We start from the raw sequence: 14,020 nt of genomic DNA on the forward strand, positions 1-14,020 counted from the left end.
GTCGATGTCTCAGGGCTTGCCGGAGAATACGTCAAACAGCTGGAAGTTCTTTTGCGAAAGCGCAAGAACGTCAGGCAGCCTCCTCTTCACCTTTTCACGGACGTCATCCACCCGGTCGACAAAATCGATCAAGGCCCGCTTGATGCCGTCTTCGGTGTAAAAGGCAGCCGGTGAAAGGAGATCTTCCACCGGCAGATCAAAATGCTGATACAGCCCCTCGAACTTTCCCTGATAAGCGATACATATGACCGGGACACCTTTGCCGAGTGCGGCAATTGCAAGATGCATGCGGCCACTGACCAGGCCGTCGAGTTGTCCCGCAACCCCCTTCAGAAATGGCGCAGGCCATTCCCCATCCAGATACCGAACCCTGTCGCCAAGCGCTGCCGGCATAAGGCTGGCAATGGTCCTCAGACAAGCCTGATCGCCGAAGCCCTCGCGGTAATCATGCGGGATAAGCAGCCAGCATACCAGCCTGTCATCGGCAACGGATTGCAGTGCTTCCGCCCCGCGCCTGACGATTGTCTCAATCTGTAAGTGATCGGCATTTTTGAACAGCATGGGATGCAGGTTGAAACCCATCACCCGGTATCCTTCGGCACGTTTTCGCGCGATCCATGAACTTGTGTTCTCATCAGGCTCGGATGGGACGAGGCTGAACGCGGAATCGGCAACGAGTGCTGCATTGGTCTTTGCAAAGGATTTCAGCCGACCAAGAGAAACGACATCACGCACATTGAGCGAAACTGCCGGGTGAAGAGAGCGATAGAACATGGCCAACGCGGGATGCGGCTTGTCATTGAAACTGAAACCAAGGATCACGCTCCTGATCCCGGCGGCGGCAGCAAGGTCTGCGCTGGCAAGAAGTTTTGCACTCATCAGCGGTTGATAATATCCGTCCATGACGTCGGCCCCGACGACCACGACGCAATCATAATTGCGTGCCGAAAATTGCTGCGTCAAAGCCCGTATGAAGTCGGCCCTGCCGAAGATATCGACAGGGGAAAAACCGCGCTCAAGAACGGGATCGATACACTCTGATCCTTCGACAAGGATGTCCACTTCGACGTGCGGATTGCTGGAACGCGCCTGTTGCAGTGTAGCGGTGATCATCGCATCATCGCCGACAGAGCCCAGCACTGTCAGGGGATCACAGGCCACGATCAAAAGTCGTTTCAACCGACCGCCGCCCCCAACGGGCCTGGCCTTACGCTTTTGTTCCTGCAGATCGTTAAAGAACTGCCGAAGCGCAATATCCCTGTTGCGCCGCTCATTATACGCCACCAGTCTGTGACGCAGCGGGGTCGGCAACAGTCTTTTTATCAGCTTGCGCATTTGCCTTCCTTTCGAGAGACGATTTTGCTCATGACAAGCATGACGACTGGTCGTGCCTGATGTCTTGCGGTCAGGGCCATGAGCAGAAGATATGCAAGGGCGAATATGAACCCGAGGAGCGTTCCCGATATGAACTCCCCAGCCCCCAGAGCTTTGACTTCAGGGCGCATCCACTGCACCAGCAGAAAGCAGAAGGCGCAGGAGGCAAAGCTGGGCAGAAGCAGAAGAAATATCTTCCGAAGCGGAACCCCAAGTTCGCGTGCGACATAAAAAAACGTGAACGGCGTGGAGGTCAGCTGTCCGAAAACATAAAGAATGACCATTGCCCCGATACTGTCCGCAGGGACCAGCAGGATGAGGAGAATGGTCGAAATCGCCTTCACGCTTCCGGCAATCAACACCCTGTCCGGTCTTCCCCGTGCGGAGAGAAAAGGCCCGTTCTGAAACTGAACGCATTGCAATGCGCCGAGGAGAAGAAGCGGCTGCGCAACCTCGTCCGCCCCCTGCCAGCGGGCGCCGAACAATACGCTGCATATTTCCGGCGCCAATGCTGCCGAAAGCACGAAAATGGGTGTCGAAAAAATCGCCGAGATCGTGATCGACTGCTTATATAATTCCGCCATGCGCTCTCGCTCATGCGATATGCGCGAAAGGACCGTCAACGAGACGTCATAAAGTGCGGCCTGAAGCAATTGCATCAGAAGCTGATAGAGGCGGCTGCCGACAGTGTAGAGTCCGAAGAGAGCCACGCCGTAATGTCCGAGGATCATGACATCGATCAGACGGGTGGAGCCGAAATCGACGATGCGCAGACCCAGAGCGGATGAACCGAACCGAAGCAGCTGGATAAAAGTGTCGGGCTTCAGCGTCGTCCCGGGAAGCCAATAGGGTTTTCGCCAGAGCCAGATCAACGTGACGATGGTTGCAACATAACCCTGAACGACGAGGCTCCAGACACCCAGTCCCGCGATCGCAAACATGATCGCTGCGCCACCGCCGAGAATGTTGGAGATGAAGGTCCTGATCGCCAGCGGCTTGAAGGCAAGCGCCCGCCGATAATTCAATTCCTGAAACAGGGAAGCCGTGTTTAATGGCAGCAACAGGCAAACCGCAACGATGATTGGCGCGAGCCCTTCAACCTCGAACCAGCTTTCCAGCCTCGGAGACAGCAGCCAGACCGCAACCACAAACATCGTGGCGACGGCCACCGATACGTAAAATGGCAGGTTGATGTCACTCGGCTCAAGATTGCGTTTCTGCACGATGGCGTCGGCAAAGCCGAATTCGGAGACCAGCTGGATCAGCATCAGAACCAGCCCTGCCGCTGCAACCATGCCGTAGTCGGTGGGACTGAGAAAACGGGCAAGAACAATGAAAAGAACCGAGGTAAAGAGCTTTCCACCCCAGTTCTGGACGATGGACCAAAAAATGCCTCTGATAGCGGCGCTGCCTATGGAACTTGATTCCGACATCAGTTGACCACCAGTTTCAAAGCCGGCCGCGACCAAACGACCTTTGTCACGATCAGAAACGATCAGAGCTCCATATGAGAAGACGGACTTACAGGTACTGTCTTCCGATATCCGGCTTCCACGAAGAGGATCGATCTGGCGGCGGACAATCCACAGCCCGCCGGCAATCCCTTTTCCCGGGAATTCGCAAGAACCCCAGTGTGGAGGTTTCAGGCTCTCTTGAATTGCCGTTTCCAGGTTTCGATTGCCTCCACCGGCAGCTTTATCGGCGGCGGCTCACTGCCGGAAATCCAGTTCGACATGCTGTCGAAATCCTTGCGGTCCATGGTCGGCAGACCGGTATCCTTGGAAATTTCCGTAGCGCGATTATCGACTTTGACGATCAGGGCGCGGCGGAATTTCTGTATCGCGCGGATACCGCCATGCAGGCGCGTCCCGATGAAATCCACGTCCTCATTGTCAAGAAAATGGTTATAGGCTGCGAGGGTCGGATCGATGAACTTCAGCCCGGAAATGTTCATGGAAGCCAGATAGGCCGCATCTTCGCGCTGCTGCGGCCAGAAATAGACGGTGTCGTAGCGATCCTTCAGAATTTCAATCATCTTTTTGTCCTCCTCCTGGCGGTTGAGGTAGAAGGTCAGCGTTGTGACGACGGAAGAGGCCTTGGAAGTGGGAATGGACCTGCAATGGTCCGGATCAAGGCCCCACATGGTCGGGCAAGAGGTGTTCAGAACCTTCTTGCCCAGGGACCTGAGTTTTTCGGCGGTATAATTGTCGCGCACCGCATGCGTGAATCCATCCGACAGAATTTTTTTCAGAATCCAGCGCGAATAAGCGTTCGGCTGTTTCATGTAATTCATCCAGCCGCAGCCGAGCAGAACAGTCTCCCGGAAGGCGAATGCATCCCACGGCAGCAACTTCCACAAGACGCGGGCTTCCATGTTCGATGCGAGAATATTGGTGCCGGCAACAAAGGCAGCTTCGCTCTTGCGCAGCAGCGACTTCGAGACGTTCGTCATATATTCATGGGTCGCCACATGATAGGGATACGCTTGGGGAACAACCTCAAGCAGCACCTCCTTGACGGCATCGAGAATGATCTGATCGCCGAGATTGTCCGAGGCTACGGTTGTATCGAGAATGGTAATCGTCTTCATTGGAACCTCGTCCTGAAATTAAATCGTTCTGCAATTTCATTTTCGTGAAAAAAGCGCCCTGGCCTCTTTGAGCACCCCCCGTATGTCCCCGGGCATGGTGATAAAAAGCAGAGCCGGATAGATCACCGCCCCCGCCGAGACCAGCAGGCATAGTGTTACCGGCTTGGAGAAACGTTCCCCCATCATCCAGTAAAGACCGCTAACCAGAACAGCCATGGTGAAGGCCGCGATGAGCGGTGGCATGCAGGTGCGAAGTGTGCCGCCTATCGAAATGCCGGCGCTGTTTCGGACGCTGACCAAAGCGACCGGCCACGTCAGATAAGCCCGCACGACATGGGCGAGAGTAACCGCCACCAAGCCGAAAGGCGCAGCGGCAAGACCAAGCCCACAGCCGATAACAACCTGCAAAAACGACAGGTACAGGGTTTTTCCGCCCTGCCGGATGGCGGTCAGCAACGGCCAGACGAATGAATTGGCGACAAACGGCAAAGCTGTCAGACACAATAATTGCGTGACCGGTGCGGCGGCAGCCCAGTTTTCGCCGAAAGCAACGGGAACCAGAACAGGCGCCGTGGCCGCAAGACCGAGGAAACATGGGAAAGCAATGATGCCCGACAGCCGGATGAAGCCGAAATAGGCATTTTCGAGGGATTTGTTCTCGGCATTGATGCGTGCATAACTCGTCAACGCCACCGATGTCAGGGGAATGACGGCCAGCTGACTGACGAGATCGATGCACCGCCATGACAACCGGATGTACCCCACGGCCGCGGTCGAGAGAAAAGTCGCGGCGATCAGCTCCTGCAGCCGGACATTGAGACCCATCAGGAAATTTGCCGCAAAGATGCGCGACCCGAAACTCCACTGATCCGCCACATAGGCTCTGACGAAACGCGGGCGCGGGATCCAGCCGCAGGCAACCCAGTTCATACCAGTCGTCACAAGACTGGCGATCAGCCTCTGCACGACCATTGCCCATACGCCCCACCCATTCAAGGCCAGAGCGATTGCGATCACTCCAGCAAGAAAATTGGACAGGAGCGCACGCATGGCAAGCTTGCGAAACGCGAACTCACGTTGCAGGCGGGCTTCATGAATGGTGCCGGCGCCCATGATGAAGAGTACGGTGGAGAGCGCCATCAAGACCGGGCTGAGTTCTGCAATTCCAAACAGGTCCGCGAGGAAAGGCGCCGCCAGTGAAAGCAAAGCGCACAGCACGGCTCCCCACAGGAGTGAAAACCAGAAAGCCGTGTCGGCATAGTCTTCGTCCAGCTCCGGTCGCTGCAGCACCGCCTCCGGCAATCCACCGCGGGCGATGACGAGGATGATATCCACGAAAACCGTTGCGATGGCGACAAGCCCAAACTCGTCCGGCGTCAGCAGGCGCGCCAGAATGAGAAAGACGACGAAAGACAGAAAGACGTTGCCATAACCGCCGACCGCACTCCACAGGGCGCTCGTGACCGAGCGCCTTTCAAGACGGGGAGCGTTTTCGTCCAACTTCAACATCTGCAAAACCCGGAAACACGAGATGGCGCCCTGCCCGCGGCTGAAAGATCAGCGCGTGGCATCCGCAGGCCCGTCATGCGGCTGCAGCCTTGCTTTTCGCCAGCACGTCTTCATAGAGTTTCACATAATTTTCGCCGACCCGCCGTGAGGTGGATTCCTCGACGATGTTTCCGAAATCGGCCTCCGTCGGCAATTGCTCGCGCGAAAGCGTCAGCACCCGGCGAATGCGCGCGGCAAGGTCAGCGGCATTACCCGGCTCGAACAGCCAGTCGTGATTGGTCTCGCCGATGAGTTCCGGGATACCACCCGAAGCCGCGCCGATGACCGGAACGCCCATGGCATAGGCCTCATAAATCGTGCGCGGCGAGGGTTCGGCCCAGAAAGAGGGAACAATCAGAACATCGATCTCTTCGAAAAACTCCTTCGGCTTCGCCCAGCCGATAAATTCGATCGGCAGATCGCCCGCCTGCTTCGTGAAGCGCTCGATGGAATCATCCATCGCCTGGCCGGCGACCAGACAGCGCCAGTTGCCATGGCCGATTTCCCTGAAAGCGTCGACCATGTTGCCAACGCCTTTTTCCGTATTGATGCGGCCGATATAACCGAAGGTCAGCGGCTTGCCGCTCCGCTTGATCTGCCGGCGGGCGACCGGATCGCCCTCCGGAACCGTGCAGGAATAGAAGATGACACGGCGCAGGCTTTCCGGAATATGGTGGAAAAGTCCGTGATTGACATGCGTCTTGAGGATTTCCGTACCAACGCTTGCAACCGCACCAATATAACGCTGCGTGAATTTCTTGGTGAAATTCACCACCTGACAGCCCAGATGGATATGCTCGCAGGGCTTGCCGCCCTTGAACATGGCGGCATTGCCGCACAGCAGATCATATTCGCAAATCGTATGAACGATCGGAATGCCGCGCTTATGCGCCGCCCGCCAGACCAGCGTCGTCACATCCAGCAGCGAATGGGTGTTGAGAACATCCGGCCTGAAATCATCAAGAACGGCTTCAAACTGCTTCTCGACGTTGAAATTCCACTGCTGCCTGATCTTCTGCATACGCCGTTGCTGCGGCGTATGTTGAGGCCAGTCCTCAAGCCAGAAATCGTTATTGTGGAACATGCGGTAAACGCTGACGCCGTTGCGCACCGTTTTGGGCTCCGCCTGCCGTTCAATGCAGGCGGCGCCGACGGTATGCCCCATGGAGACGAGTTCCTCCGCAAGGTGCTCGACCGACCGTTCGCATCCGCCGACAATATGCGGCGGGTAAAGACTGCTCAAATGGAGAATTCGCATGCGGATACGCTCTATTTTCCTTAATCGAAAATTTATGACTTCCGCTCTGGCCTTGCCACGCTCCCGAATTGCCCGGAGCCAATGAGACATTTGTAAAAACTACAAAAGCCGGAGTGGAACTAACATTTGAAAATATGAATAACCAAAAATTCACTTTCAAAAAGCACGGGAATTGACGGCATTTCAAGTGATTTTTTTCGCGGCGCGACAAAAGTCATCCCGTGTTGCGAAAAGAACCGGCCCCGTGCTACGTTATCTGCATACGAAATACCCCGACCAACGCGGCACTTTACACCGGGTGGAAGGGTGACTGCCTTATGTTTTATTATTTTTGGAAACATGGATTTGATGGCGTCTGAAAACGCCGCGAAGCTTTCAGGACATGCTGGCCGCAGCATAGTGAGAAACGCCTGCATTTAATCGGCGCCCTCCCGGCCATGCCTCGCTTTGCACTGTCGCCATGATTATCAGGAGACGCAGATGAACGGAAAACAGCCGATCACCATGGGCCATCTGACACGGCGCAGCCTGCTCTCGGCAACACCTTTCGCATTGGCCGCCGCCACCGGCCGCTATCCCGCCTTCGCACAGACCCCGTCCGTTTTTTCCGCCGATACGGAAGCGTTTCTCGACAGTGTGGGCGTGTGCGGTCATTTCGCTCGCACGACGGGCATCTATCCGGAAGCCTTCGAGCGCATCCTGCCTGAACTAGAGGCGCTGGGCGTGCGCCATCTGCGCGATGAGGGACTGATCACCGCAAGAGACAGCCGTAACAGCCCCGCCTTTCAACGCCTGCGCCAGATCGTGGCGGCCGGCCTTCGCCTTACCATCATCTGCTATGATGATCTCAATCCCTATGTTTCCACGCCGCTCGACAGGATCGCTGATTTCTACGACTGGTGTGACGGCGGCATCGCCCTCTTCGAGGGCAGCAATGAACCGGTGCTGACGAAGGATCCAGCGAACGCGCCAGGCATTTCGGCACGGCATCAGACGGCGCTGCACGAGATCATCCACTCGACACCCGACCTCAGCGGCGTTCCGCTTGCCGCGCCAAGCTATGTCCTGACGAACAGGGAGCTGGCGCTGGATCTGCAGGCCGTTTGCGACTACGGCAACATTCACCCCTATGCCGGGATGGAGCATCCCGAAACGACCGGGCCGGGGGCACTTTCCAAGTCGCTTGCCGCCTCGGCGCATATCGCGCCCGGCCGCCCGGTGCTCGCCACGGAAATCGGCTACCACACGTCATTGCAGCCGAAGACCTTCCATTTCCCCGTTACCGAGGGAATCAAGGCGCGCTACATGCCCCGCGCGCTTTTGTGGTGTTTCCTCAACGGCATCCGCCGGGCCTATATTTATGAAATGGTTTCGAGCTTCGCGCAGGACGAGACAAACCCGGAATCATCATTCGGCCTGCTGCGCCATGATCTCAGCCGCACGCCCGCTTATGAGGCTGTGCGCGCTCTTCTGTCGCTCTGCAAGGCGGCGCGGCAAACTGTCCCGGTGGAAAGGCGCCTCGATTTTCTCCAGAACGATGCCGAAAGGGTGACGCTGCGGCTGGCAAGAGCCGACGGCGCGCTGCTTGCACCCGTGTGGCTCGGCATCCGGGGATGGCAATGGCCGGCCCGGATCGAAAATCCGCCCGCCGAACGGTTGGCAACCTTTTCGGTAACCGGGCCTCATAATCAGGTCATCGCCCACCGCTTCAGCGACGACGGATCCGTGACCCAGCGGGTGATCACGCAGCAAGGCGGGCAATACCAGCTTTCCGTCAGCGACCAGCTCACCGTTCTGGAGGTTTTCTGAGGGTCGGCCGGCGAAATTTCGCAGTCGCGAAATTTTATATATCGTGCCAACCTTATGCGTGATAGCCTGCTTTGATAAATGACTTTATGTCCGCGTGAGCGGACGAAAATAATACCAAATATATTTTTTCTTTTTTACAGATGATGATGATGACGCAAAAATTTAAGAATGCGCCTGCTGCAGGGACGCAACGTCTCGATGTCGTTCAGTTGATGCGTGCCGTGGCGGCAATCATGATTGTCGCGCTGCATGCGGGCGTGAATTGGGAGTTTTCGCTTCTCCCCATCCATACCTGGAGACTTGGCGCAGGTGTCGACCTGTTTTTCGTCATTTCCGGCTTCGTCATCGTTTATGCCTCCCGGCCTTATTTTGCCGCTGCGGGCGGGCGTTCGGCATTTCTCCTGCGCCGGCTTCTCCGCATCGTTCCTCTTTACTGGTTTGTATTGACCCTGCGGCTCACCATGGCCGCCGCCGCGGCCATTCTCGGCGCAAAAGCCTTCCCTTCACTACAATCGATCCTGACCTCCTATCTTTTCATTCCTTACGACAGCATGGGTTACGGCGACGCCTATCCGTTTCCGCTCATCGATCTCGGCTGGACCCTGAATTACGAGATGTTTTTTTATCTCGTTTTCGCGGTATTCATATTCCTGCCGCTGGAACGCGCCGTTATGGCGACAGCCGGCGCACTGCTCATCGCCGTCCTGATCGGCGCCAATTTCGATCTAGCCCTGCCGCTAAGTTTCTGGTTCCAGCCGATCATCCTCGAATTCGTCGCAGGAATGGTGCTTGCGACACTTTTCCTGAGAGGTGTGCGTCTGCCGCCCCTGGCGGGAATCGCGGTCGCCCTCTGCGGTCTGGCAATCTGGCTACTCACAGATTTGAGCATGGTCGGGTTCCAGTGCGATCCGGGATGTTATTCCTTTGCGCGGCTTATCGTTTTCGGCGGCGGTGCGATCTTCATGATGACGGCAGCAACATTGACAAGAAACATCGCGCTGCCCCGTTTCGCTCAACCGCTGGCAACGCTTGGCGAGTCGTCTTACGCGCTTTATTTGCTGCACCCTTTCATTTTTCGCGGATTCAAGATTGTATTCGGCGGCGTACCGCCAGAGTGGAACAACCTCATCTATTTCGTTGTTGTCGCCGGCACCATCGCCATAGCTCATGCATTCCATATTCTGATCGAAATGCCGGCAAATGCCTGGCTTCGTGATCGGCTGATAACATCCCGGCGGAAAGTCGCCGTGACCTGATCCCGGAATAAACGCCGCAGGCAGGCCGTTAAGTATAGGGGGAAGTTCCCACCAGAAGCGCATTTTTACACTTGATCGTTTGCTTGGGCTGTGCGATTTAAAGGGAAATTTTAGGATGTTGGATAACCATGTTCGACATCAAATTACTTAAAGTCGTATTTTAAAAATTTGGAGAGTTGTGATGTCCCGCCCTCGTAATGGCTCGACGCTCACTGGTGCAGTATTGATGGCCAGCATGGTTGCTTTTTCCGTATCGGCCAATGCTCAAAATGCCCAGAATGTTGAAACAGCACCGGTCGTTGCCCAGACGCAGACGACAGAAAGTGCTCCTGCTGCTGCGCCCGTCAAGGCCGCAGACGAAACCACCGCCGCATTTCTCGGTCGCGTCCACGGCACCAATCCAGATATGGTTACGCTTTCCGCCGCGGAACTGTTCAAGCTGTCTCCAACGCCTGGAACGATTGGTGACCTGATTGCCATCGCCTCCAGCACTGATGCCGCCGCTGCGGATCTGACCGGAAAGGTGATGAGCGGTTTTCCCGTCATCGCGGTTTCCACCAGCGCGGCGCAATTTTCCGAACAGCTCTCCGCACTGGTTCTGAGTGATTCCGGCCAGCTGCCCGCCATCGTCGCACTTGCTCAAAAAGTCGCGAACAAGGATTTCTCCGAAGTTGTCGGCGAAGGCCTGGCGCTTGCCTATTCCACGGCGATGCAGAGAGGCAACACGATACTCGCAGCCGCCATCCAGCTGCAGACCAAGGGCACAGGCGTGCCCTCCGATCTTCTGATCGCCTTTAGCGAAAACATCGAAGGAACGGCGGCCGGTCCGGCTGCACCTGCGGCCGCCGCTGCAGCCGCTTCGCCAATTGGCGGCGCCGGCTCCACGCCGGCCAGCGGCAACAGCATCGGTGGCTCGGCAGCCACGGGCGCCGAGGCAGGCATTGCACAGGCCGGCGGCGGAAGCGCACCCGTTGGCGGCGGCGGTGCCGGCGGCGGCGGTGGAACGACGACCATCTTTAACATCACGGTTTCGACCGGAAGCACCACGACGCCAATCAGTACAAGTCCCGTTTGAAATCGGCTTTGCCATCCCCGTCACGGGGATGGCCTTCGCCTGTCCCACGATGCAACCGAGACTTGGCGGGCATTATGCTCGCCGAAAAGAGCGAGGCTGACAGTTGTTGCAAAGGCACGATCCCGTGACGATGAGCGATTACGATAAAAACGCCTTTACGGCCGATTTTATCGATATCGAAGCGGTTCTGGCGGCGATCCGCCGGCAGTGGCGGATCGTCCTTGCGACCATCGCCATCGCCGGGACAATCGGGCTCGCTTATGCCGCAACGGCTGTTCCGATCTATTCGGCGAGCGCGACCCTGTTGATCGACCGTAACAACAGCCAGGTCGTCGAACAGCTTTCAACAATCGGCGGCGTCATAGAGGACGAGGCGTCGATCCTCAGCCAGGTCGAGGTTCTGCAATCGGAAACCATCGGGCTCGCCGTCGTCGACAGTCTCAATCTGACGGAAAACCAGGAATTCAGGGCCACCCGCGCATCACTTCTCAGCTCGATCGTGGGCACGATCCGTTCGCTGGTCAACGTTTCGCAGTGGTTCTCGCCGGCAAAGGAAGCGGTCATCGATGACGGAACGCTGAAGAGAGCGCTGTCGGACCGATTGTTGCAGAGCCTGTCCGTCAAGCGCATCGGCCGCACCTACGCGCTGGAGCTGAGCTATAATTCAACATCACCAGCTCTCGCCGCACAGATCGTCAACGCCGTGGCGGCGGCCTATCTGGTCGATAAGCTCAACTCCAAATACGAGGCGACGAAGCGGGCCAGCGACTGGCTGTCCGATCGAATAGCCGAATTGCGTCAAAGGGCGCTCGACACCGATCTGGCCGTGCAGAAATTTCGCGCCGAACACAATCTCATCGAGACGGGTAATAATGGCCTGCTTTCCGACCAGCAGCTGGCGGAACTGAACAGCGCGCAGATTCTGGCGCAGTCCGAAACCGCCAAGGCGCGTGCACGATTCCAGCGTATCGAACATATTCTCGCCACCGACGATGTCGATGCCGTCGTCACCGATATTCTCGACAGTTCGGTCGCAAATGATCTGCGTAAGAAATACCTCGAATCCTCAAAAATAGAGGCCGAAATCGCCGGTCGGCTTGGCAGGAACCATGTTCAGGCCGTGCGTTTGCGCAATGAAATGCAGGAATACCGCCGGCTGATGTTCCAGGAAGTCAGCCGTATCGCGCAAAGTTACAAAAGCGATCTCGAGGTCTCTGAAGCACGGGAAAAAACCCTTGAGGCAAGCATTGCCAAGGCCACCAACGTCAGCAATTCGGCCAGCCAGACCCAGGTTCAGCTTCGCGAATTGCAGCGCGAGGCGGAAACCTACAAGAACATGTATCAAACCTTCCTGCAGCGTTATCAGGAAGCCATGCAACAGCAATCCTTCCCCGTGACGGAAGCACGCGTGATCTCCAAGGCAATGCCGCCTAAAATTCCGAGCAAGCCGAACAAACCGCTGCTTCTGGCACTTTTCATGATCATGGGAGCAGCCGCTGGCGGTGGCATCGCCATGTTCCGCGAGTTTCGCGACCGCTTCTTCCGCACCGGAGAACAGGTTCGCGATGTTCTCGGGCTGGAGTTTCTGGGCAATACGCCGCTCATCCCGAACAAGCCGGTCGAGGAAGCCCTCTCCAAGGGGCAGGAGCACAACCCAGCCGCCACCCGTCCATCCAGTGTTGCCCGCTACGCCGTCGATCACCCGCTATCCTCCTTTGCCGAAACCCTGCGCAGCACACGGCTTGCGCTCGATCTCGGCATTCCCGCAAAAAGCGGCGCGCGGGTGGTGGGCATCGTATCGGCCCTGCCGAGCGAGGGAAAATCTACCATCTCCATCAATCTGGCACAGCTTCTGGCCGGGCAGGGCGCGCGGGTTTTGCTGCTGGATGCCGATATCCGCAATCCGGGCGCCACGCGCGCTTTGGGTCGCCATGCCGGTGAAGGCCTGCTCGAAGTCCTGCTGGAAGGTCGCGATGTACGTGATGTGCTGCTGCGCGACGAAAAGACAGGGCTCGCATTCCTGCCCACGGTCGTCAAACAACGGGTGCCACATTCTTCCGAACTGCTGACCTCGGCGCAGATGCACAAATTGCTGGCCGAGGCGAGCGGCGTGTTCGATTATATAATCGTCGATCTGCCACCGCTCGGTCCGGTGGTCGATGCACGGGCCATGGCCAGCCGGATTGACGGTTTCGTTTTCGTCACCGAATGGGGTAAAACTGCCCGCAGGGCAGTCCGTAATACCATCGAAAATGAAGTCCATATCCGTAAAAAATGCCTTGGTGTCATTCTTAACAAGGTGGATACGGAAAAGCTGAAGCTCTATCGGGCCTACGGTTCCAGCGAATATTATTACTCACGTTACACGCGCTATTACCATGACTGACAAGGATGGGATGACGCGCCTGCGTACAATCTTTGCGGTCGTGCCCGTCCTTGTCATTTCCATATTCGTTCTGGCTGTCGCAGCCCAGGCATTTTCCGAAAGCCGGCGTTTTTCCGACATCGTCGCAATGGCGAGAATTGCCGACGACAAGAATGGTCTGGCACCCGATCTGCTTGCAAACACGGTCAGCCAGCTTCACCCCGTCATAGCAGAAAAAATCTGCCGTTCAGATATCGTCAAGGCCGGATTGCGACTGGTTTTGGCTGATCTTGATGCAAGTATCGGAAAGTTAGCGCCAGAGGCCACGGCGGCGCGTCTTGGCTTTGCCGAAACCTATATTCGTCATGCGCTCTCTTGCCTTCCCGCCAATGGCGATGTGTGGCTGCGTCTTGCCATGGTTCGCTCACTGCGCAACGCCTCGCCCCTGGAGACAGCCGTGCTGATGAATTTTTCCCAGCTTTACGGGCCGGCTGACGCCAATCTGATACGCGGACGCTTCGCCATGTGGCGGCAATTTCCAAGGGAGACCCTGTCGCAGGCCGAGGCGGCGCGAGAGGCGGATACCACTGTCGTCTGTGGCAAGGAAGGGGAAATCCTGCGCTGGACGCTGCGCGATGTCTGTCCACAGGAGCCTGCGGATAATGTGAAACGCTCCATACCGCTGCGGTGACGTGAAAACGGGATCGCGCTTTGACATTCCGCACATCGCCACCACGAAGAATTC

The 14,020-nt window shown here is 56.9% G+C and carries 10 protein-coding genes; 5 read left to right on the forward strand and 5 right to left on the reverse strand.

Going from position 1 to position 14,020, the window contains the following annotated elements; all coding sequences use genetic code 11:
• Positions 1-9: 9 nt before the first annotated feature.
• The 5 genes from PL640_RS09860 to PL640_RS09880 all read right to left on the reverse strand — a co-directional run bounded on the left by PL640_RS09860 (position 10) and on the right by PL640_RS09880 (position 6,770).
• Entirely contained in the window at positions 10-1,335 is a 1,326-nt protein-coding gene (locus PL640_RS09860) for a polysaccharide pyruvyl transferase family protein (RefSeq protein ID WP_271361711.1), read from the reverse strand.
• Positions 1,323-2,807: a lipopolysaccharide biosynthesis protein gene (locus PL640_RS09865; protein ID WP_271361712.1), complete on the reverse strand. Its 1,485-nt coding sequence runs from the start codon at positions 2,805-2,807 to the stop codon at positions 1,323-1,325. The genes PL640_RS09860 and PL640_RS09865 overlap by 13 nt, the downstream gene beginning before the upstream one ends.
• 209 nt (positions 2,808-3,016) lie before the next feature.
• A complete protein-coding gene (locus PL640_RS09870) occupies positions 3,017-3,964 on the reverse strand; it encodes a polysaccharide pyruvyl transferase family protein (RefSeq protein ID WP_271361713.1) in 948 nt (315 codons plus the stop codon).
• Between the two features lie 36 nt (positions 3,965-4,000).
• Positions 4,001-5,473 (reverse strand): lipopolysaccharide biosynthesis protein, encoded by a 1,473-nt coding sequence (locus tag PL640_RS09875; RefSeq protein WP_271361715.1) that lies wholly within the window; start codon positions 5,471-5,473, stop codon positions 4,001-4,003.
• 73 nt (positions 5,474-5,546) lie between these two features.
• Positions 5,547-6,770 carry a glycosyltransferase family 4 protein gene (locus PL640_RS09880; protein ID WP_271361716.1) on the reverse strand — a complete coding sequence of 408 codons (1,224 nt, stop codon included), beginning with the start codon at positions 6,768-6,770 and terminating at the stop codon, positions 5,547-5,549.
• 480 nt (positions 6,771-7,250) lie between these two features.
• Here PL640_RS09880 and PL640_RS09885 point away from each other — a divergent pair, with 480 nt between their 5' ends.
• The 5 genes from PL640_RS09885 (at position 7,251) to PL640_RS09905 (ending at position 13,966) form a co-directional block, all read left to right on the forward strand.
• The gene (locus tag PL640_RS09885; protein WP_271361718.1) at positions 7,251-8,579 is read left to right on the forward strand and encodes a hypothetical protein; all 1,329 of its coding nucleotides are present in this window, start codon (positions 7,251-7,253) and stop codon (positions 8,577-8,579) included.
• 143 nt (positions 8,580-8,722) lie between these two features.
• The gene (locus tag PL640_RS09890) at positions 8,723-9,835 is read left to right on the forward strand and encodes an acyltransferase family protein (protein WP_269699125.1); all 1,113 of its coding nucleotides are present in this window, start codon (positions 8,723-8,725) and stop codon (positions 9,833-9,835) included.
• Between the two features lie 181 nt (positions 9,836-10,016).
• Complete coding sequence (locus PL640_RS09895; protein WP_271361719.1) at positions 10,017-10,910, forward strand: hypothetical protein; 894 nt, start codon at positions 10,017-10,019, stop codon at positions 10,908-10,910.
• Between the two features lie 130 nt (positions 10,911-11,040).
• On the forward strand, positions 11,041-13,296 hold the full coding sequence (locus PL640_RS09900; RefSeq protein WP_269699123.1) for a polysaccharide biosynthesis tyrosine autokinase: 2,256 nt from the start codon (positions 11,041-11,043) through the stop codon (positions 13,294-13,296).
• A gap of 10 nt (positions 13,297-13,306) precedes the next feature.
• Positions 13,307-13,966: a hypothetical protein gene (locus tag PL640_RS09905; RefSeq protein WP_405049191.1), complete on the forward strand. Its 660-nt coding sequence runs from the start codon at positions 13,307-13,309 to the stop codon at positions 13,964-13,966.
• The last annotated feature ends 54 nt before the right edge of the window (positions 13,967-14,020 follow it).

This window comes from Agrobacterium sp. ST15.16.024, assembly GCF_027956545.1.
In the GTDB taxonomy this organism is placed as follows: domain Bacteria; phylum Pseudomonadota; class Alphaproteobacteria; order Rhizobiales; family Rhizobiaceae; genus Agrobacterium; species Agrobacterium cucumeris.